The sequence below is a fragment of the Streptomyces sp. BK79 genome, assembly GCF_044142145.1.
Taxonomy (GTDB): Bacteria; Actinomycetota; Actinomycetes; order Streptomycetales; family Streptomycetaceae; genus Streptomyces.
Genome location: NZ_JBHVOC010000013.1, coordinates 108,248 through 127,933, shown reverse-complemented (window position 1 = coordinate 127,933; position 19,686 = coordinate 108,248). Strand labels below are relative to the sequence as shown.

The window sequence follows — 19,686 nt, the reverse complement described above, 5'->3', positions numbered from 1 at the left end:
CTCTCGTCTGTCCGCCGCCGGGACCGTCCGCCCGCCGCGCTCCAGGTCAGCCCGGCCGCCGTCTCCGGCGCGAGGGCCGTCACCGGCCCCCGGACGGCTGCGGCAGCCGCGCGCCCGGCTTGTGCGCCGGGACCTTCTCGCCGTCCGAGCCCACGACCGCCCGGTCGCCGAGCGGCTCGTCGAGCGGCACGGTCCGCTCGTGCTCCTTGGCGATCAGGATGCAGACCTTCTCCGGGTGCGGGGTCTCGGTCACCGTGACCGTCACCCTGCCCGCGCTCTCCTTCGCCCGTGCCTCGTAGTCGGCGCACACCCCGCCCGTGAAGTGCACGGTCAGCTCCGAGCCCGCGGCGCTGTAGCCGCTCACCCGCACGTCCCGCGGCTCGCCCGGCGCCTCGGACGCCCCGTCGGAGGGCTCGGCGGACGGGGACGGCGAGGCGGGGGCCGCCGTGGTCAGGTACCTGGGCTCCACCGCCGGGTACGTGACCGTGACGGCGTCCCGCGCGCCCGGTGTCCGCACCTCGAAGAGCCAGGACGGCACCAGCGTCGGCCGCCCCCGCACCGGATGCGCGGCCAGCCCGAACACCGCGTCCTCGACGGTGACCGTCCGCTTCCCGGGCTTCTCCGGGGTGCCCGTCGGCAGCTCGCAGGGCACGTCCGCGCGGTCCTGGTGCGGCACCGGGCTCGCGCAGCCGCCGATGCCGCCGCTGCCGCCGCCGGATCCGCCGCCCGGCGCGTTCAGCAGCGCGAGCGTCTCCTCGGCGCCCAGGACGGGGTACGTGTCCCCCTTGACCGGCGCCTTCACCTGTCCGCTGCCGCCGGCCACCTCGCCCCGCGCGTCGACGACCACGCCGGTCGTCCAGCCGTACGTGGGCAGCCCGCCGACCTCGGGTTCGGCGTTCACGGCCCGCCGGGCGCCCATGACCTGGCCGGCGTCCAGCTTGGCGTCGTCCTGGCCCAGCGCCTTCAGCACCGGCGCCGCCGCCTTCTTCGCCGCGGCCTCGCTCACCGGGCTCCCGGCGTCGGACGGGGCCCGGCACGCGGCGCCCTTCTTGCAGTCGTCCGTGCCGGGGGCGTAGCGGTGGAACGTCCAGGTGCCCGGGGCCCGCGCGTCCACCGTCAGCAGCGGACCCGAGCCGTCGCCCGCGGTACCCACCTTCCACGCCCCGCCCTGGACGCGCGGCGCGCCCTCCACCCCGAGCGCCTTCGCCAGCCGGGCCACCTCGGCCTCGCCGACCTCGCCCTTCGCCCGGTACACGGGCGCCGAGCCGGGGTCCTCGGGGAGCGGACCGTCGGCGCGGTAGGTGACGCCGTACGGGTCCGGCTCGCCGGGCGCGATGCCGCCCGTGCCGCCGGTGCCCCCGGTGCCGTCCGCGCCGCCCGGGGCCGGCGCCCCGTGGCCGTCCAGCGGGAGCGGCGGGGGCGTGTCGTCGCCCGACGCCCCGGACGCCGTACCGCCCTCCGCGTCGCCCCCGGAGGCGGACGCGGCCAGGTACGCCCCGCCGGTCCCGACCAGCAGCACGGCGGCGGCCACGGAGGCGACGGCGACCGCCCGGGGGCGCCGCCGCGCCGGACGCCCGGCACCGGCCTCGTCGGCGGCGGTGGCGTCGTCGTTGTCGGGTCGCTCGGTGTTCACCGCATCGCTCCTTCGCCTGTTACTGGGGACAGCGATGGGACGCGGTGGGGGAGGATCCGGTTCCCGGCGACGGCACGCGTCGCCCGGACGGCCGCACGGGCCGGACGAGGGGCGCCCTCAGTCGCCGTAGTCCGACATCGCGTCCAGCAGCCGGGCCGACGTCCGCGGTACGCGCACGCCGTGGATCAGCGAGACGGGGACGGGGCGGGTGGAGACCTTCACCGGGGCCTCCCAGCGCGGGGCCATCCGGGCGCAGTCGCCGCGCAGCGACGCCAGGTCGCCGTCCAGATCGGCCGGGGCGGGGTCGGCGGTCCTCAGGTTCGTCATGACAGCACCGTAGGCACGTACCGGACCGCGAAGAAAGTTGTACTACCGGGTAGTTTTGCCTGCTTCGGCCTCGGGGCACTCCCGGGTAGCGTGAACTGTCAACCCGCCTCCCCCTCAGGAGAGAGTCCACGCCGTGCGCATCGCAGTCACCGGCTCCATCGCCACCGACCACCTCATGACCTTCCCCGGCCGCTTCTCCGACCAGCTCGTCGCGGACCAGCTGCACACGGTCTCGCTCTCCTTCCTGGTCGACCAGCTCGACGTGCGCCGGGGCGGCGTCGCCGCGAACATCGCCTTCGGCATGGGCCAGCTCGGCACCCGGCCGATCCTGGTCGGCGCGGCCGGCTCGGACTTCGACGAGTACCGGGCCTGGCTGGACCGGCACGGCGTCGACACCGGCTCGGTGCGCATCTCCGAGACCCTGCACACCGCCCGCTTCGTCTGCACCACCGACGCCGACCACAACCAGATCGGCTCCTTCTACACGGGCGCGATGAGCGAGGCCCGCCTCATCGAGCTGAAGACCGTCGCCGACCGCGTGGGCGGCCTGGACCTGGTCTCCATCGGCGCCGACGACCCGGAGGCGATGCTCCGGCACACCGAGGAGTGCCGCACCCGCTCCATCCCCTTCGCCGCCGACTTCTCCCAGCAGATCGCTCGGATGAACGGCGACGAGATCCGGATACTGCTGGACGGGGCGACCTACCTCTTCTCCAACGAGTACGAGAAGGGGCTCATCGAGACCAAGACCGGCTGGAGCGACGAGGAGATCCTCGGCCGCGTCGGCCACCGCGTCACCACCCTCGGCGCGCGGGGCGTGCGCATCGAGCGGGTGGGCGAGGAGACCATCGAGGTCGGCGTCCCGGACGAGGAGCGCAAGGCCGACCCGACCGGCGTCGGCGACGCCTTCCGCGCCGGGTTCCTGTCGGGACTGGCGTGGGGGGTGTCCCTGGAGCGGGCGGCGCAGGTGGGCTGCATGCTGGCGACGCTCGTCATCGAGACGGTCGGGACGCAGGAGTACCAGCTGCGCCGGGCGCACTTCATGGAGCGGTTCACCAAGGCGTACGGCGACGAGGCGGCCCAGGAGGTCCAGGCGCACCTGGGCTGAGGGCGGCGTGCCCGCGCGGCGTCAGGCGATCCGGCGGACCAGGTAGGCCGTTCCCCTCTCCGCCGGTTCCTCGCCCACGTACTCCTGCCCCCGCATCTCGCACCACGCCGGGATGTCCAGGCGGGCGGCCTCGTCGTCCGACAGGACGCGGACCGTGCCCCCGACGGGCACGTCGCCGATGACCTTGGCCAGCTCGATCACCGGGACGGGACAGCGCCGGCCGAGCGCGTCCACGACGAGGTCGCCCCCGCTGCCGGGGGCGGCCTTCGGGGCGGCGGGCGCCCCCAGCTTCTCCCGCACCGCCGCCACCGTCCCCGGCAGCACCTCCAGGAACCGCTCGACGTCCCCGGCCGGCGTCCCCGGCGGCAGCGACACCCGCACGTTGCCCTCGCTGAGCACCCCCATCGCCCTCAGCACGTGGCTCGGCGTCAGGGTGCTGCTCGTGCAGGACGACCCGGAGGAGACCGAGAAGCCCGCACGGTCCAGCTCGTGCAGCAGGGTCTCCCCGTCGACATAGAGACACGAGAAGGTGACGACGCCGGGCAGCCGCCGCGCCGGATCGCCGACCACCTCCACGTCCGGCACCAGGGCCGGCACCCGGGCCCGGATCCGCTCCGTCAGCTCCCGCAGCCGGGCCGCCTCCACGGCCGCCTCGGCCCGCACCGCGCGCAGCGACGCCGCCGCGGCCACGATGGCGGGCAGGTTCTCGAAACCGGGCGCCCGGCCCGACTCCCGCTCGTCCCCAGGCCCTTGCGGCGCGAACCGCACCCCCTTGCGTACGACGAGCAGCCCGACTCCCGAGGGCCCGCCCCACTTGTGGGCGCTGGCCGTGAGCAGCGACCAGCCGCCCGGCACCTTCCCCCACCCCAGCGACTGGGCCGCGTCCACCAGCAGCGGCACGCCCGCCGCCCGGCAGACCTCGGCCACCTCCGCCACCGGCTGCTCGGTGCCCACCTCGTGGTTGGCCGACTGGAGGCAGGCCAGCGCGGTGTCGCCGCGCAGGGCGGCCGCGTACCCCTCCGGGTCGATCGCTCCCGTCCGGTCCACGGGGACCTGCGTGACCGTCCCGCCGCCGGCCTCGTGCACTTGGGCCGCGTGCAGGACGGAGGAGTGTTCGACCGCTGACACGATCAGGTGGGACCCGGCCCGGCGCCGCCCGGCCAGCGCCCCGGCCACCCCCGAATGCACCGCCCGCGTCCCCGAAGGGGTGAACACCAGCTCGTCCGCCCGGCACCCCACGGCCTCGGCGGCCGCCTCCCGGGCGGCGTCGAGCAACAGCCGCGCCCGCCGCCCTTCCCGGTACAGCCGCGCGGGATCGGCCCACCCCTCGTCGAGGGAGGCCTGGAGGGCCTGCCGGGCGACAGGATGCAGCGGAACAGCGGAAGCAGCGTCAAAGTAGGCCACACGTCAACGCTATGACGTCCGGTGGGAAAGCGCTCCGACGGGGCGCGGGGCTGTGCTCGGCACGCGGCTTCGCCGCGTGGGCGCGAGCGGCCACGACGCACCGCGACCCGCCGGGTAACCCCAGCTCGCACCCCCCGCGGACGCCCCGTCCCACCCTTTCAGGGTGCCCCCCGGCGCGTATGCCACCCTCCCCGCGAACCCCCGGAGGGCGTCGGCTAGGGTTTGGTCCGCATAAACATCAAACCCCTGCCCGACGCAGGGCGGCGACCGACCAGCGAGAAGGCCGCAGCCGAACAGCGCGGGCGAGACTCTCGGGAAGGCGCTACGTGAGTCCCAACGGCTCCGACCGCTCGCCGCGGCGCCCGATGCGGCGGAAGCTGCTGCAGGCACTGACCGCGGGCCTGGTCCTGGCGACCGCCACCGGTTGCACATACGAGGACTTCCCCCGCCTCGGCATGCCCACCCCCACCACGGAAGAGGCTCCGCGGATCCTCTCCCTGTGGCAGGGCTCCTGGGCAGCCGCGCTGGCCACCGGCGTGCTGGTGTGGGGCCTGATCCTGTGGAGTTGCTTCTTCCACCGGCGCACCCGCACCAAGGTCGAGGTTCCTCCGCAGAACAGGTACAACCTGCCCATCGAGGCGCTGTACACCATGGTTCCGCTCATCATCGTCTCGGTGCTGTTCTACTTCACCGCCCGTGACGAGTCCGAGCTCCTGAGCCTCAAGAAGAAGCCCGACGTCACGGTCAACGTGGTCGGCTTCCAGTGGAGCTGGTGCTTCAACTACGTCGAGAACGTCGACGGTTCCTCCGGCGACGCCAAGACCTCCAAGGAACTGGACGGGATCCCCGACCGGTACAAGGAGGACTTCCCGGCGAACGCCGGCGGCACCTACGACTGCGGTGTCCCCAGTACGCGGAACCCGCAGACCAACAACCCGGGCCCGACCCTCTGGCTCCCCAAGGGCAAGACGGTCCGCTTCGTCCTGACCTCGCGTGACGTCATCCACTCCTTCTGGGTGGTGCCGTTCCTCATGAAGCAGGACGTCATCCCGGGCCACACCAACGCCTTCGAGGTGACCCCCAACAAGGAGGGCACCTTCCTGGGCAAGTGCGCCGAGCTCTGCGGCGTCGACCACTCCCGGATGCTGTTCAACGTGAAGGTCGTCTCCCCGGAGCGCTACGAGCAGCACCTCCAGGACCTCGTGAAGAAGGGGCAGACCGGTTACGTCCCCGCCGGCATCGAGCAGGCGGGCCACGAGAAGAACCGGGAGACGAACATCCTGTGAGCATCCTCAACGAACCCCAGGGTGCCGCGGCAGGGTCCCACTACGAGGACGAGCTGCCGGTGCGGCGCCAGAGGCGTGGCGAGATCGTCGTCAAGTGGCTGACCACCACCGACCACAAGACGATCGGCACGCTGTACCTGGTCACGTCGTTCGCGTTCTTCGTGATCGGCGGCGTGATGGCGCTCTTCATGCGCGCCGAGCTGGCCCGTCCGGGCCTGCAGATCATGTCGAACGAGCAGTTCAACCAGGCGTTCACGATGCACGGCACGATCATGCTGCTGATGTTCGCGACGCCGCTGTTCGCCGGCTTCGCGAACTGGATCATGCCGCTGCAGATCGGCGCGCCGGACGTGGCGTTCCCGCGGCTGAACATGTTCGCCTACTGGCTGTACCTGTTCGGCTCGACGATCGCGGTGGGCGGGTTCCTGACCCCGCAGGGCGCGGCCGACTTCGGCTGGTTCGCCTACTCGCCGCTGTCCGACGCGGTGCACTCGCCCGGTATCGGCGGTGACCTGTGGATCATGGGTCTGGCCTTCTCCGGCTTCGGCACGATCCTCGGCTCGGTCAACTTCATCACCACGATCATCTGCATGCGCGCGCCCGGCATGACCATGTTCCGCATGCCGATCTTCACCTGGAACGTGCTGCTGACCGGTGTGCTGGTCCTGCTGGCCTTCCCGGTGCTGGCCGCGGCGCTCTTCGCGCTGGAGGCGGACCGCAAGTTCGGCGCCCACATCTTCGACTCGGCCAACGGCGGAGCGTTGCTGTGGCAACACCTCTTCTGGTTCTTCGGACACCCAGAGGTGTACATCATCGCGCTGCCGTTCTTCGGCATCGTCAGTGAGATCATCCCGGTCTTCTCCCGCAAGCCGATCTTCGGTTACATGGGTCTGATCGCGGCGACGATCGCGATCGCGGGTCTGTCGGTGACGGTGTGGGCGCACCACATGTACGTCACGGGCGGCGTGCTGTTGCCGTTCTTCTCCTTCATGACCTTCCTGATCGCGGTACCTACCGGTGTGAAGTTCTTCAACTGGATCGGCACCATGTGGAAGGGCAGTCTGTCCTTCGAGACGCCGATGCTGTGGTCCACCGGCTTCCTGATCACCTTCCTCTTCGGTGGTCTGACCGGTGTCATCCTGGCCTCGCCGCCGCTGGACTTCCACGTCTCGGACTCGTACTTCGTGGTGGCGCACTTCCACTACGTGGTGTTCGGCACCGTGGTGTTCGCGATGTTCGCCGGCTTCCACTTCTGGTGGCCGAAGTTCACCGGCAAGCTCCTCGACGAGCGCCTGGGCAAGATCACGTTCTGGACGCTGTTCATCGGCTTCCACGGCACGTTCCTGGTCCAGCACTGGCTGGGTGCCGAGGGCATGCCGCGCCGGTACGCCGACTACCTGGCGGCCGACGGCTTCACGGCCCTGAACACGATCTCGACGATCAGCTCGTTCCTGCTCGGCATGTCGATACTGCCGTTCTTCTACAACATCTGGAAGACGGCCAAGTACGGCAAGCCGGTGGGCGTGGACGACCCGTGGGGCTACGGCCGTTCGCTGGAGTGGGCGACCTCCTGCCCGCCGCCGCGGCACAACTTCCTCACGCTGCCGCGCATCCGCAGCGAATCCCCCGCCTTCGACCTGCACCACCCCGAGGTCGCCGCGCTCGACCAGCTCGAGAACGTCGGTCACGGTGAGAAGACCCTCGCCGGTGGCAAGGAGGCCGGGAAGTGAAGATCCAGGGCAAGCTCTTCATCTGGCTGAGCGTCTTCATCCTGGCCGTCGCGATCGTCTACGGCTACTGGTCCAAGGAGCCGGCGGGCACCACCGCCCTCTTCCTGGCCTTCGGTCTGGCCATCATGATCGGCTTCTACCTGGCCTTCACGGCCAGGCGGGTCGACGCGGGTGCCCAGGACAACAAGGAAGCGGACGTCGCGGACGACGCCGGCGAGATCGGGTTCTTCAGCCCGCACAGCTGGCAGCCGCTGGCGCTCGGCATCGGCGGCGCGCTCGCCTTCCTGAGCGTGGCCGTCGGCTGGTGGATCATGTATTTCTCCGCGCCGGTGATCCTGGTCGGCCTGTTCGGCTGGGTCTTCGAGTACTACCGCGGTGAGAACCGCACCCAGTAGCACGCGCCGAGCGCAGAGGGGCCCGGACACTCCGTCAGGAGCGTCCGGGCCCCTTCGTCTGCCGTACCCGGCTCACTCGTCCGGGTTACCCGCCGTGCCGTCGTTGACGTTGCTCCCTAGCGTGAACACATGAGCAACCCGGTTCACTTCCAGGCGCGGGGGCGTACGGTCGTCGGCTGCACCCTGCTGGTGATGGCCCTCGGCGCGAGCGTCACCGCCTGCAGCGGCGGCGACGACCACCCGCTGTCCGCCGCGCCGTACGACGCGGCGGGCCAGATCTCCTTCAACGGCCCCACGGACGCCGGGAAGAAGGCCGACCCGGACAAGCCCCTGGAGGTCGTCGCCGAGGGCGCCGGCGGGCGCATCACGGACGTCACGGCCGTGGACGCCACCGGCCGCTACGTGGCGGGCGAACTCTCCGCCGACGGGTCCCGCTGGCACAGCACCTCACCGCTGGCCGCCAACGCCCGCTACACGGTCCGGGTGAGCACCGAGGACGGCGACGGCGCGCCCGGCCGCAAGGTGCTCACCCTGGAGACCGGCCGGCCCAGCGCCAAGAAGACCCTGGACGTCGCCCTCGGCCCCAAAGCGGGCGCGTACGGCGTCGGCCAGCCCCTCACCGCGGAGCTGAGCCAGCCGGTGCGGGACCCCGCCCAGCGGGCCATAGTGGAACGCGGCCTGAAGGTGGAGTCGACGCCCGCGGTGGAGGGCGCCTGGCACTGGGTGGACGACAAGAAGCTCCACTACCGGCCCAGGGACTACTGGCCCTCCCACGCCACCGTCCAGGTCCGCAGCGCCCTCGACGGCATCAAGATCGGTGACCGGATGTGGGGCGGCGCCGCCAAGTCCCTGCGGATCACCACCGACGACCGCGTCGTGGCGGTCACCGACGCGGCGTCCCACACCCTGACCCTCTTCAAGGAGGGCCAGGAGGTCCGGCAGATCCCCGTCACCACCGGCAAGCCCGGCTTCGAGACCCGCAACGGGGTCAAGGTCGTCCTCGGCAAGGAACCCTTCGTACGCATGCGCAGCAGCACCGTGGGCATCGCCGAGGGCTCCTCGGAGTCCTACGACCTGCCCGTGTACTTCGCGACCAGGGTCACCTGGAGCGGCGAGTACGTGCACGCCGCCCCCTGGTCCGTGGGCTCCCAGGGCTCCGCCAACGTCAGCCACGGCTGCGTCGGCATGAGCACCGCCAACGCGGAGTGGTTCTTCGGCGCCGTCCAGGAGGGCGACCTCGTGGAGGTCGTCAACTCCGGGGGCGAGACCATGGAGGCCTTCGGCAACGGCTTCGGCGACTGGAACCTGGACTGGGCCAAGTGGCGCACCGGAAGCGCCCTGACGGGCGGCACCGGGACGGCCGGCGACCAGGAGGCGGCGAGGCTGCGTCCGGCGGCGGTGTAGCGGCCCGCGCCGAGGGTGCCCTCAGACGCCCTGAAGCCGCTTCTCCCGCAGCAGCGCGGCCAGCGCGGACGCGAACTCGACCGGCTCCACGGGAAGCGCCACAGCCGCCTCCGCGCGGCTCCAGGTCGCCAGCCACGCGTCCTGCGGCCGCGCGATGAGCAGCAGCACCGGCGGGCAGTGGAAGATCTCGTCCTTGATCTGCCGGCACAGGCCCATGCCGCCCATCGGCACCGCCTCGCCGTCCAGGACGCAGACGTCGATCCCGCCCTTGTCCAGCTCCTTGATCGCGGCGGCCGGCGTGGCGCACTCCACGAACTCGACCACGGGCACGTCCGGAGCCGGCCGGCGACCGGTCGCGAGCCGCACCTGTTCGCGGGTGTTGGAGTCGTCGCTGTAGACCAGCACCGTGGCGGTCGCCTGCATGCTTCCTCCGATACGCGGTGGGGACTGTCGTGCCCGTTGCGCCGGATGCTACTCCCTTGAACAGCCCGTCAACACTGGTTCGGACACGCCTTCGACGGGCCGTTCGATGGGCCATACGGGCACTACAGAGGGGGCGAACACACCGAACGGCACCCCCCGGGGTGAGGGCGGGATAAGCGACCGACATAATGTCGGTCGTGGCGACAGCAACGACAGTAGAAACCGGGCACGCGCACCCGTCGGTCAACCGGCCGAACCTCACCAGCGTCGGAACCATCATCTGGTTGAGTTCCGAGCTGATGTTCTTCGCGGCCCTCTTCGCGATGTACTTCACCCTGCGATCGGTGACCGGCCCGGACTTCTGGTCCGAGAAGGCCGACGCGTTGAACTTCCCGTTCTCCGCGACGAACACCACGATCCTGGTGCTCTCCTCCCTCACCTGCCAGCTCGGCGTGTTCGCGGCCGAGCGCGGTGACGTGAAGAAGCTCAGGATGTGGTTCATCGTCACCTTCGTGATGGGTGCGATCTTCATCGGCGGTCAGGTGTTCGAGTACACCGAGCTGGTCAAGCACGAGGGCCTCTCGCTCTCGTCGGACCCGTACGGCTCGGTGTTCTACCTGACCACCGGCTTCCACGGACTGCACGTGACGGGCGGCCTCATCGCCTTCCTGCTGGTCCTCGGCCGCACCTACGCGGCCCGGAGGTTCACCCACGAGCAGGCGACCGCGGCCATTGTCGTGTCCTATTACTGGCACTTCGTCGATGTCGTCTGGATCGGTCTCTTCGCCACGATCTACATGATCAAGTAGTCGCGGCACGCACCCGCCCAATACCAGAAGCATCGACGCAGAAGATCCTGACACCGGGGTAATCCGTGAAAAAGCTCTCCGCACGACGACGCCACCCGCTGGCGGCGCTCGTCGTCCTACTCCTCGCGCTGGCATGCACAGGGGGGCTGTACGCCGCGTTCGCACCCGCGGACAAGGCGCAGGCCGATGAAACCGCCCAGTCCCTCGCCATCGACGAGGGCAAGAAGCTCTACGCCGTCGGCTGTGCCAGTTGCCACGGCACCGGAGGTCAGGGCACCACCGACGGTCCGAGCCTGGTCGGCGTCGGCGCCGCGGCCGTCGACTTCCAGGTGGGCACCGGCCGTATGCCGGCCCAGCAGCCGGGCGCGCAGGTCCCGCGCAAGAAGGTGATCTACTCCCAGGCCGAGATCGACCAGCTGGCCGCCTACATCGCCTCGCTCGGTGCCGGTCCGGCCATCCCGTCGCAGGAGAAGTACGGCCCGGAGGGCGCGGACATCGCCAAGGGTGGCGAACTGTTCCGCAACAACTGCGCGCAGTGCCACAACTTCACCGGCAAGGGCGGCGCTCTGACGCACGGCAAGTACGCGCCGAGCCTCGAGGATGTCGACCCCAAGCACATCTACGAGGCCATGCAGACCGGCCCGCAGAACATGCCCTCCTTCCCCGACACCACGCTGTCGGAGCAGAACAAGAAGGACATCATCGCCTACCTGCACGCGGTCAACAGCGACGACACCGAGAACCCCGGCGGGCTCAACCTCGGCGGACTGGGCCCGGTCAGTGAGGGTCTGTTCGCGTGGGTCTTCGGACTGGGCGCGCTGATCGCGGTCGCCGTCTGGGTCGCCGCTCGGACCGCAAAGGCCAAGAAGTCATGAGTAGCCAAGACATTCCAGAAGAGAACCTGCCCGCAGCGCAGGGCACCCACCACGGTGCGGTGAAGGTCGCGGACGAGCAGAACCCGTTCGCCGACCCGGGGCTGCCGCCCCACGAGCACCGGATCCAGGACATCGACGAGCGGGCCGCCAAGCGGTCCGAGCGCACGGTCGCCCTGCTGTTCACGCTCTCGATGCTGGCCACCATCGGCTTCATCGCCTCGTTCGTGACGATCCCGGTCGACAAGTCGGTCTACATCTTCCCGCTCGGTCACATCAGTGCGCTGAACTTCGCGCTCGGCATGACGCTCGGCGTCGCGCTGTTCGCGATCGGCGCCGGCGCGGTCCACTGGGCCCGCACCCTGATGTCCGACGAGGAGGTCGCCGACGAGCGGCACCCGATCGAGGCCGACCCCGAGACCCGTGCCAAGGTCCACGCGGACTTCAAGCAGGGTGCCAAGGAGTCGGTGATCGGGCGCCGCAAGCTGATCCGCAACACGATGCTGGGCGCGCTCACGCTGGTGCCGCTCTCCGGCGTCGTCCTGCTGCGCGACCTCGGCCCGCTGCCCGGGACCAAGCTCCGGCACACCCTGTGGTCCAAGGGCAAGCTGCTCGTCAACATGAACACCCACGAGCCGCTGCGTCCCTCCGACGTCGCGGTGGGCTCGCTCACCTTCGCCATGCCCGAGGGCCTGGAGGAGCACGACGAGGAGTTCATGACGGAGATCGCGAAGGCGGCCCTGATGATCATCCGGCTGGAGCCGGAGGCCATCAAGGACAAGCGCGAGCTCGAGTGGTCGCACGAGGGCATCGTGGCGTACTCGAAGATCTGCACCCACGTCGGTTGCCCGATCTCCCTGTACGAGCAGCAGACGCACCACGCGCTCTGCCCCTGCCACCAGTCCACCTTCGACCTTGCCGACGGCGCCCGGGTGATCTTCGGTCCCGCCGGTCACGCCTTGCCGCAGCTGCGCATCGGCGTGAACGACGAGGGTTACCTCGAAGCGCTCGGCGACTTCGAAGAGCCCGTCGGTCCTGCCTTCTGGGAGCGCGGATGAGCACTACAGCCAACGAAGCCCCCCGCTCTCGCGGGAAGGCACCGGCCGGCGAGCGCGTCGCCGACTGGGCCGACGGCCGCCTGGGGATCTACTCCCTGGCCAAGGCCAACATGCGCAAGATCTTCCCCGACCACTGGTCGTTCATGCTCGGCGAAGTGTGCATGTACAGCTTCATCATCATCATCCTCACGGGTGTGTACCTGACGCTGTTCTTCCACCCGTCGATGAACGAGGTCACGTACCACGGCTCGTACGTGCCGCTGCAGGGCCAGCTGATGAGTGAGGCGTACGCCTCGACGCTGGACATCAGCTTCGACGTCCGCGGTGGTCTGCTCATCCGGCAGATCCACCACTGGGCGGCGCTGATCTTCCTCGCCGGCATGTTCGTGCACATGATGCGCGTCTTCTTCACCGGCGCATTCCGCAAGCCGCGCGAGGTCAACTGGCTGTTCGGCTTCCTGCTGCTCGTCCTCGGCATGTTCACCGGTTTCACCGGTTACTCGCTCCCGGACGACCTGCTCTCGGGCACCGGTATCCGCTTCATGGAGGGCGCGATCCTGTCCGTGCCGATCGTCGGCACGTACATCTCGTTCTTCCTCTTCGGCGGGGAGTTCCCCGGCCACGACTTCGTGGCCCGGTTCTACTCGATCCACATCCTGCTGCTGCCGGGCATCATGCTGGGCCTGATGGTGGCCCACCTGATCCTGGTCTTCTACCACAAGCACACGCAGTTCGCGGGTCCCGGCAAGACGAACAAGAACGTCGTCGGCATGCCGCTGCTGCCGGTGTACATGGCGAAGGCCGGAGGCTTCTTCTTCCTGGTCTTCGGTGTCATCGCCGCCATCTCGGCGATCGCCACGATCAACCCGATCTGGTCCATCGGCCCCTACCGGCCGGACATGGTCTCCACCGGCGCCCAGCCCGACTGGTACATGGGCTTCTCCGAGGGTCTTATCCGTGTCATGCCCGGCTGGGAGATCAACTTCTGGGGCCACACGCTCGTCCTGGGTGTGTTCGTCCCGCTGATGATCTTCCCGCTGGTCCTGGCGGCGATCGCGGTCTACCCGTTCATCGAGTCCTGGGTCACCGGCGACAAGCGCGAGCACCACATCCTGGACCGCCCGCGCAACGCCCCGACGCGGACCGCGTTCGGTGTCGCCTGGATCACCGAGTACTTCATCCTGCTCATCGGTGGCGGCAACGACATCTGGGCCACGCACTTCCACCTGTCGATCAACGCGATCACCTGGTTCGTCCGCATCGCGTTCTTCGTCGGACCGGTCATCGCGTTCATCGTCACCAAGCGGATCTGCCTCGGCCTCCAGCGCCGGGACAAGGAGAAGGTGCTGCACGGCCGCGAGTCGGGCATCATCAAGCGCCTGCCGCACGGTGAGTTCATCGAGGTGCACGAGCCGCTCAGCCAGGAGGCGCTCTACACGCTCACGGCGCACGAGCAGTACAAGCCGGCCGAGATCGGCCCGACGGTCGACGAGAACGGCGTCGAGCGCAAGCCGAAGCGCACGGAGAAGCTCCGCGCCAAGCTGAGCAAGGGGTACTACGGCGAGGAGTCGCAGATTCCGAAGCCGACCGTCGAGGAGTACAAGGAGATCACGAGCGGCCACGGCCACCACTGACCCTCCAGCGTCGCCACACCACGGTCGAAGGGCCCCGTCCGTTCCGCGGACGGGGCCCTTCGCCGTGCCCGGGGCTGGATAGGGTGGGAGCACACTTCCCTTCCGCCACACACACGATTCTGGAGCGGCTCATGAGCGCTGCGACCCCCGCTGGAGGCGACAACGCGGCGGGCCGCTCCTGGCCCGCCCTGCTGAACGGACTGCTGGACGGCCGCGACCTGTCCGCCGACGACACGGCGTGGGCGCTGGACGTGATCATGCGCGGCGAGGCGACGGACGCGCAGATCGCCGGCTTCGCGGTGGCCCTGAGGTCCAAGGGAGAGACCGTCGAGGAGATCTCCGGTCTCGTCCGCACGATGTACGCCCACGCCAACGTGATCGAGGTGCCCGGCGAGACGGTCGACATCGTCGGTACCGGCGGCGACGGCGCCAAGACGGTCAACATCTCCACCATGTCGGCGATCGTCGTGGCCGGCACGGGCGCGAAGGTCGTCAAGCACGGCAACCGGGCCGCCTCCTCGGCGTCCGGGGCCTCCGACGTCCTGGAGAAGCTCGGGGTCAACCTGGAGCTGACGCCGAAGCGGGTGGCGGAGGTCGCCGAGGAGGCCGGCATCACCTTCTGCTTCGCCGTGAAGTTCCACCCGGCGCTGCGCCACGTGGCGGCGGCGCGCGGTCAGCTGGGCATCCGCACGGTGTTCAACTTCCTGGGCCCGTTGACCAACCCCGCCCATGTGAAGGCCCAGGCCATCGGGGTGGCCCACGCCCGGATGGCGCCGATCATCGCCGGTGTCTTCGCCGAGCGCGGCCACTCGTCCCTGGTCTTCCGCGGTGACGACGGCCTCGACGAGCTGACCACGACCTCCACGTCCAAGGTCTGGGTCGTCCGGGACGGCCGGGTGACCGAGGAGACCTTCGACCCCCGGGACGTCGGCATCGACCTCGTGCCGGTCGAGGCGCTGCGCGGTGCCGACGCCTCCTACAACGCCGACGTCGCCCGCCGCCTGCTGAACGGCGAGAGCGGCCCGGTCCGCGACGCGGTGCTGCTGAACTCGGCGGCGGCCCTGGTGGCCCTGGAGCCCGGCGCGGGGACGCTGACGGAGCAGGTCCGGGCCGGCATGGACCGGGCCGCCGAGTCGATCGACTCGGGCGCGGCCAGGCGGGCCCTGGAGCGCTGGGTGGCCGCGAGCAACGCGTAGCCGCCTTCCCGTGTGACGTGCGTCCCGCGATCCGGACCCGGGTTGCGGGGCGCCGATCATTTCCCTTAGGTTTTCCGACAGGTCATGAGTGACAGTCATGAGGCCCCGGCCGACTGTCCGGCAACCCTCCGTCCGTGGCGGGGTGCCCCGGGTGAAGACCAGGTCGTGGACAGCAAGGTCCACGGCAAGCGCGGACCCCTCGCGAAACCAGGGGTCCTGGGTCGTCCGAGGGAGTCTCCCGTGAACCAGCGAATGCGATAGGGCCGCAGAGCCCCGCCTCCGCACACCCCTTTCTTCTCTTTCACAGCGCGTTCCTCCGCGCTGGTCTTCACGGGAGTCCGCCATGTCCGTACCCACCGCTGTCGCCACCCCGCTGCCCGTTCTGGGCCGGGACGTCACCGTGCCGCTCGTCACCGGCGGAGAGGTCACCTACGCCGCGCTCGACTACGCCGCCAGCGCGCCCGCGCTCCAGCGGGTCTGGGACGACGTCGCCGCCTACGCCCCGTACTACGGCAGCGTGCACCGCGGGGCCGGGTACCTGTCGCAGCTGTCGACCGACCTGTTCGAGAACGCCCGCAGGACCGTCGCCGGATTCCTCGGCTGCCGGGACGGGGACCAGGTGGTCTTCACCCGCTCCACCACCGACTCCCTCAACCTGCTCGCCGCCGCGCTGCCCGCCGGCTGCCGGGTCTTCGTCTTCGAGACCGAGCACCACGCCTCGCTGCTGCCCTGGCGGAACGCGGACGTGACCTACCTCGACGCCCCGCGCACCCCCGCGCAGGCCGTCGAGACCCTGGAGCGCGCGCTGGCCGCCCGCGAGCCGTACGGGCCCGCCCTGGTGTGCGTCACCGGCGCCTCGAACGTCACCGGTGAGCTGTGGCCGGTGCGGGAACTGGCCGCCGCCGCCCACGCGCACGGCGCCCGCATCGTGCTGGACGCCGCCCAGCTCGCCCCGCACCACCCCGTGTCGGTGGCCGACCTGGACGTCGACTGGGTCGCCTTCTCCGGGCACAAGCTGTACGCCCCCTTCGGCGCCGGCGTGCTGGCCGGCCGCGCCGACTGGCTGCGCGAGGCCGAGCCGTACCTCGCGGGCGGCGGTGCCAGCCGCCGGGTCACCCGGCGCGCCGACGGCGGGGTGGACGTGGAGTGGCACGACAGCGCCGCGCGCCACGAGGCCGGGTCGCCCAACGTCATCGGCGCCTACGCGATCGCCTCCGCCTGCAAGGCGCTCACCGAGGCCGGGTTCGACACGCTGGTCGCCCGCGAGGAGTACCTGATCCGGAAGGTGCGGGAGGGCCTCGCCGAGGTGCCGCGGGTGCGGGTCCTCTCGCTCTTCGGTGACGAGGCCCCCCGCGTCGGTGTCCTCTCCTTCGTCGTCGACGGCTGGAACAGCTCCCACTTCGCCGCCGCGCTCTCCGCCGAGTACGGCATCGGTGTGCGCGACGGCCTGTTCTGCGCCCACCCGCTGGTGCGCACCCTGCTCGGCAGCGACCCGCAGACGCAGGGCGAGTGCGGCGCGCCCGAGGCGGCGCCCGGCGAGAAGTCCCTGAACGCCATCCGGGTGAGCTTCGGCGCGGGCACCCCGGACGAGCACGTCGAGCGGTTCGTGAACGCCGTGAAGGAGCTGGTGAGCGACGGCGCCCGGTGGAACTACCGCACCGAGGACGGACGCTGCGTGCCCGACACCTCCAGCGCCGCCGGCACCTCCACCGCCGCCGGCGCCCCCGCCTCCGCCGGCTGAGCCGCCCGGCCCGGCAGGCGTGAGCCCAGCAGGATCATCCGCAGCGCCCGTTCGGTGGCGTCCGTGAGGAGTTCCGAGGCCCGCAGCAGGGCGTCCGCCAGGGCCATCGGCGCCGGCATGATGCCGTGGAAGGCGTCCACCCCCGGCACCTCGTGCGCGCCCTCGCCGAGTGTGCCGGCCAGGGCGAGGACGGGACGCCCGGAGAGCTTGGCGCGGCGGGCCACCTCGGCGGGGACCTTGCCGCGCGGCGTCTGGTGGTCCAGGGCGCCCTCGGCGGTCAGCACCAGGTCGGCGCGGGCCAGCCGGGCGTCCAGGTCGAGGTGGTCCAGCAGCACGTCGAAGCGGGGCAGCAGCCGGGCCCCGACGGCGGCCAGTCCGGCGCCCAGTCCGCCCGAGGCGCCGGTGCCGGGGCCGCCGCGCAGGTCGACGCCGGTGACCCCGAGGTCGCGGGTGAGGACGCGCGCCCAGTTCTCCAGCCCGGCCGACAACTCCTCGACCTGTGCGGGCGTCGCCCCCTTCTGCGGGCCGAACACCCGGGCCACGCCCCGCTCTCCGCAGAGCACGTTGAAGGGGTTGCAGGCCACCAGCAGCTCGGTGTCCCCCAGACGGGCGTCGAGGCCGGACGGGTCGACGCGGGCCAGGCGGATCAGCTCCCGTCCGCCGGGCGGGAGTTCGAAGCCGTCGGCGTCCAGCAGCCGCGCCCCGAGCGCCTGGAGCGCGCCGGCGCCCCCGTCGGACGTACCCGAGTCGCCGCAGCCGACCAGGACGCGCCGTACCCCGGTGTCGAGCGCGGCGCGGATCAGCTCTCCGACGCCGTACGTGGTGGTGGCGCCGGGGTCGCGCAGGGCCCGGGGGACCAGGGAGAGACCGGCCACGGCCGCCATCTCCACCACCGCCGTGTCCCGGCCGCCGAGCAGGGCGAAGTGGGTGCCGACGGTCTCGCCGACCGGGCCGGTGGCGGCCAGCGCGACGAGCCGTCCGCCGGTCGCGGCGGCCAGCGCGGCGGCCGTGCCCTCGCCGCCGTCGACGAGCGGGACGCGGTCGATCTCGGCGGCCGGCAGGACCCGGCGGACGCCCGCCGCGATGGCGTCGGCGGCGGCCTCGGCGGACAGGGACTCCTTGAAGCCGCTGGGCGCGACGACGACGCGGTTCAGCAGGGTGGGCAGGGAAGACACGGAGGACTCCTTCATCGGGTCACGGGTACGCCGAGCAGCGGCCAGACGGCGGCGGCGAAGAACAGCACGAGCGCGGCCGTCAGCGGCGCCAGGACGGCGGACAGCCGCAGCAGGTCGCGCGGGGTGTAGGTGGGGGTGCCGGGGAGGTCGGAGAAGAGCGTGACCGGCTTGGCGGAGGCCGGGAGCGTGTGGCAGAAGCCGGCGGCGGCGGTGGACGCGAGCGCGGCGGCGACCGGATTGACCCCGGCGCCCACGGCCGCCGCGATCACCAGCGGGACCAGGACCGAGGAGCGGGCCGAGCGGGACTGGAGGACCAGGTGGGCGGCCGTGCTGATCGCGACCACCACACCGAGGAAGACGGCCGGCGTGACGTGCGCGGGTATCCCCGACACCAGCCACTTCGCCGCGCCGGAGTCGGCGAGCGCGACGCCCATCGCCATGGTCGCCGCCATGAACAGCAGCAGCGACCAGGGCACCGTCTTGAGCGCGTCCTTGAGCCGTACGGTGCCGAGCGCGGGGGTGGAGGCGACGACCGCGCCGATCAGCGCCACGACCGCGGGCGACACGTGGTGCAGCGGCTCGCTGCACCACAGGGCCACCACGGTGGCCAGCAGCAGGGCGCACCGCTTCTCCGCCTGCGTCCACGGCCCGGTCACCGGGCTCTCGCTGTGCCGCTGTATCTCCTCGGCGGTGATGTGGACGGGACCCTTGCGGTCCGCCCGCCGGGTCGTCGTCAGCAGCACCGTCTCGGCGGCCAGATGGGAGGAGGCCACCGCCAGGGGGAGGCCCAGCAGCAGCCACTGGGTGAAGCCGATCCGGTCGCCGGTCGTCTCCCACAGCACCGACACGGTGATCAGGTGCGCGCCCGCTCCGATCAGGGTCGCCACCGCCGACAGCAGGATCACGGTCGGGAACAGCAGCGCCAGCATCACCACCAGGCGTTTGCGGTCCGCGAGGGCCTTGGCGAGGGCGAGGAACACCGGCAGCGCGAGCGCCGCCCGCCCCGAGGTGGCCGGCACCGCGAAGGCGGTCACGACCAGCGCGGCCGTGGTCAGGTGGACCAACTGCCGTACGCTGCGCGCCCCGCCGACCAGGAACGCCGCCGCCCGGCCCGCGAGCCCGGTGCGGGCCACCGCGGCGGCCAGGACGAAGGCGCAGATCAGCAGCCACACCGTGTCGTCACCGAGGGTGCCGAAGAGGGTGTCGCTGCTGATCACGCCGGTCGCGGTCAGCGCGAGTCCGGCACCCAGCGCGATGTAGGTGTCGTCGATCGGCGTGGCGATCCAGGCGCAGGTGGCCAGCGCGAACACGGCGAGGGTCAGGCGCGCGTCGCCACCGAGGGCGGGGAAGTTGGCGGGGACCGCCAGCAGCGCGCACAGGGACAGCGCCGCACACAGGGCCGCCGCCAGGCGGAGGTTCAACGTCACGTCATCGAGTGTTCGCCCGGGCGGTGAGTCCTCAATGAGCCCGACATGAAGGAAACTTCACACG

Annotated in this window: 17 protein-coding genes and 1 riboswitch; of the genes, 11 read left to right on the top strand and 6 right to left on the bottom strand. The window is 71.2% G+C overall.

Annotation, left to right across the window (positions count from 1 at the left end):
- Window positions 1-79: 79 nt before the first annotated feature.
- Entirely contained in the window at window positions 80-1,633 is a 1,554-nt protein-coding gene (locus ACFIF2_RS18045; protein WP_395573716.1) for a hypothetical protein, read from the bottom strand.
- A gap of 117 nt (window positions 1,634-1,750) precedes the next feature.
- Window positions 1,751-1,960 carry a hypothetical protein gene (locus ACFIF2_RS18040; protein ID WP_375919770.1) on the bottom strand — a complete coding sequence of 70 codons (210 nt, stop codon included), beginning with the start codon at window positions 1,958-1,960 and terminating at the stop codon, window positions 1,751-1,753.
- 133 nt (window positions 1,961-2,093) lie between these two features.
- Between ACFIF2_RS18040 and ACFIF2_RS18035 the strand changes: the two genes are divergently transcribed.
- Window positions 2,094-3,068: a carbohydrate kinase family protein gene (locus ACFIF2_RS18035; RefSeq protein WP_395573714.1), complete on the top strand. Its 975-nt coding sequence runs from the start codon at window positions 2,094-2,096 to the stop codon at window positions 3,066-3,068.
- A 21-nt stretch (window positions 3,069-3,089) separates the two neighbouring features.
- Here ACFIF2_RS18035 and ACFIF2_RS18030 read toward each other — a convergent pair whose 3' ends face one another.
- Window positions 3,090-4,472: a cysteine desulfurase/sulfurtransferase TusA family protein gene (locus tag ACFIF2_RS18030; protein ID WP_395573712.1), complete on the bottom strand. Its 1,383-nt coding sequence runs from the start codon at window positions 4,470-4,472 to the stop codon at window positions 3,090-3,092.
- A 326-nt stretch (window positions 4,473-4,798) separates the two neighbouring features.
- Between ACFIF2_RS18030 and coxB the strand changes: the two genes are divergently transcribed.
- From coxB to ACFIF2_RS18010, 4 genes are all read left to right on the top strand, one after another.
- A complete protein-coding gene (gene coxB, locus ACFIF2_RS18025) occupies window positions 4,799-5,758 on the top strand; it encodes a cytochrome c oxidase subunit II (RefSeq protein WP_395573710.1) in 960 nt (319 codons plus the stop codon).
- Window positions 5,755-7,488 carry a cytochrome c oxidase subunit I gene (gene ctaD, locus ACFIF2_RS18020; protein WP_395573708.1) on the top strand — a complete coding sequence of 578 codons (1,734 nt, stop codon included), beginning with the start codon at window positions 5,755-5,757 and terminating at the stop codon, window positions 7,486-7,488. Before coxB ends, ctaD begins: the two co-directional genes overlap by 4 nt.
- Window positions 7,485-7,883, top strand: a complete 399-nt coding sequence (locus ACFIF2_RS18015; protein ID WP_395573706.1) for a cytochrome c oxidase subunit 4 — start codon at window positions 7,485-7,487, stop codon at window positions 7,881-7,883. The genes ctaD and ACFIF2_RS18015 overlap by 4 nt, the downstream gene beginning before the upstream one ends.
- 129 nt (window positions 7,884-8,012) lie before the next feature.
- Entirely contained in the window at window positions 8,013-9,287 is a 1,275-nt protein-coding gene (locus tag ACFIF2_RS18010) for an Ig-like domain-containing protein (RefSeq protein WP_395573704.1), read from the top strand.
- Between the two features lie 21 nt (window positions 9,288-9,308).
- On the opposite strand, the gene ACFIF2_RS18005 is transcribed toward ACFIF2_RS18010, so the two are convergent.
- Window positions 9,309-9,710, bottom strand: a complete 402-nt coding sequence (locus ACFIF2_RS18005) for a hypothetical protein (protein ID WP_395573702.1) — start codon at window positions 9,708-9,710, stop codon at window positions 9,309-9,311.
- A gap of 188 nt (window positions 9,711-9,898) precedes the next feature.
- Here ACFIF2_RS18005 and ACFIF2_RS18000 point away from each other — a divergent pair, with 188 nt between their 5' ends.
- The 6 genes from ACFIF2_RS18000 (at window position 9,899) to ACFIF2_RS17975 (ending at window position 17,020) form a co-directional block, all read left to right on the top strand.
- Complete coding sequence (locus tag ACFIF2_RS18000; protein WP_029393865.1) at window positions 9,899-10,519, top strand: heme-copper oxidase subunit III; 621 nt, start codon at window positions 9,899-9,901, stop codon at window positions 10,517-10,519.
- Window positions 10,520-10,584: 65 nt separating this feature from the next.
- Window positions 10,585-11,394 carry a c-type cytochrome gene (locus ACFIF2_RS17995; RefSeq protein ID WP_395573700.1) on the top strand — a complete coding sequence of 270 codons (810 nt, stop codon included), beginning with the start codon at window positions 10,585-10,587 and terminating at the stop codon, window positions 11,392-11,394.
- Window positions 11,391-12,449 (top strand): Rieske 2Fe-2S domain-containing protein, encoded by a 1,059-nt coding sequence (locus ACFIF2_RS17990; protein ID WP_395573698.1) that lies wholly within the window; start codon window positions 11,391-11,393, stop codon window positions 12,447-12,449. The genes ACFIF2_RS17995 and ACFIF2_RS17990 overlap by 4 nt, the downstream gene beginning before the upstream one ends.
- The gene (locus ACFIF2_RS17985; protein WP_395573696.1) at window positions 12,446-14,083 is read left to right on the top strand and encodes a cytochrome bc complex cytochrome b subunit; all 1,638 of its coding nucleotides are present in this window, start codon (window positions 12,446-12,448) and stop codon (window positions 14,081-14,083) included. The genes ACFIF2_RS17990 and ACFIF2_RS17985 overlap by 4 nt, the downstream gene beginning before the upstream one ends.
- A gap of 131 nt (window positions 14,084-14,214) precedes the next feature.
- A complete protein-coding gene (trpD, locus tag ACFIF2_RS17980) occupies window positions 14,215-15,279 on the top strand; it encodes an anthranilate phosphoribosyltransferase (protein WP_395573694.1) in 1,065 nt (354 codons plus the stop codon).
- A gap of 80 nt (window positions 15,280-15,359) precedes the next feature.
- Window positions 15,360-15,476, top strand: a riboswitch (SAM riboswitch).
- A gap of 146 nt (window positions 15,477-15,622) precedes the next feature.
- Window positions 15,623-17,020, top strand: coding sequence for an aminotransferase class V-fold PLP-dependent enzyme (locus ACFIF2_RS17975; protein WP_395573692.1), 1,398 nt, complete (start codon window positions 15,623-15,625; stop codon window positions 17,018-17,020).
- Here the strand turns inward: ACFIF2_RS17975 and ACFIF2_RS17970 are convergent.
- Entirely contained in the window at window positions 16,930-18,210 is a 1,281-nt protein-coding gene (locus tag ACFIF2_RS17970) for a glycerate kinase (RefSeq protein WP_395573690.1), read from the bottom strand. The two genes, ACFIF2_RS17975 and ACFIF2_RS17970, sit on opposite strands and share 91 nt — an antisense overlap.
- Window positions 18,207-19,622, bottom strand: coding sequence for an SLC13 family permease (locus ACFIF2_RS17965; RefSeq protein WP_395573688.1), 1,416 nt, complete (start codon window positions 19,620-19,622; stop codon window positions 18,207-18,209). The genes ACFIF2_RS17970 and ACFIF2_RS17965 overlap by 4 nt, the downstream gene beginning before the upstream one ends.
- Window positions 19,623-19,686: the final 64 nt, after the last annotated feature.

What these genes read in the sequence shown, in the direction of transcription:
- ACFIF2_RS18040 (WP_375919770.1), bottom strand. Translation starts at nt 1,960, where the DNA reads ATGACGAACCTGAGGACCGCCGACCCCGCCCCGGCCGATCTGGACGGC.
- ACFIF2_RS18010 (WP_395573704.1), top strand. Translation starts at nt 8,013, where the DNA reads ATGAGCAACCCGGTTCACTTCCAGGCGCGGGGGCGTACGGTCGTCGGC.
- ACFIF2_RS18005 (WP_395573702.1), bottom strand. Translation starts at nt 9,710, where the DNA reads ATGCAGGCGACCGCCACGGTGCTGGTCTACAGCGACGACTCCAACACC.
- ACFIF2_RS18000 (WP_029393865.1), top strand. Translation starts at nt 9,899, where the DNA reads ATGTCGGTCGTGGCGACAGCAACGACAGTAGAAACCGGGCACGCGCAC.
- ACFIF2_RS17990 (WP_395573698.1), top strand. Translation starts at nt 11,391, where the DNA reads ATGAGTAGCCAAGACATTCCAGAAGAGAACCTGCCCGCAGCGCAGGGC.
- ACFIF2_RS17985 (WP_395573696.1), top strand. Translation starts at nt 12,446, where the DNA reads ATGAGCACTACAGCCAACGAAGCCCCCCGCTCTCGCGGGAAGGCACCG.
- trpD (WP_395573694.1), top strand. Translation starts at nt 14,215, where the DNA reads ATGAGCGCTGCGACCCCCGCTGGAGGCGACAACGCGGCGGGCCGCTCC.
- ACFIF2_RS17975 (WP_395573692.1), top strand. Translation starts at nt 15,623, where the DNA reads ATGTCCGTACCCACCGCTGTCGCCACCCCGCTGCCCGTTCTGGGCCGG.
- ACFIF2_RS17970 (WP_395573690.1), bottom strand. Translation starts at nt 18,210, where the DNA reads ATGAAGGAGTCCTCCGTGTCTTCCCTGCCCACCCTGCTGAACCGCGTC.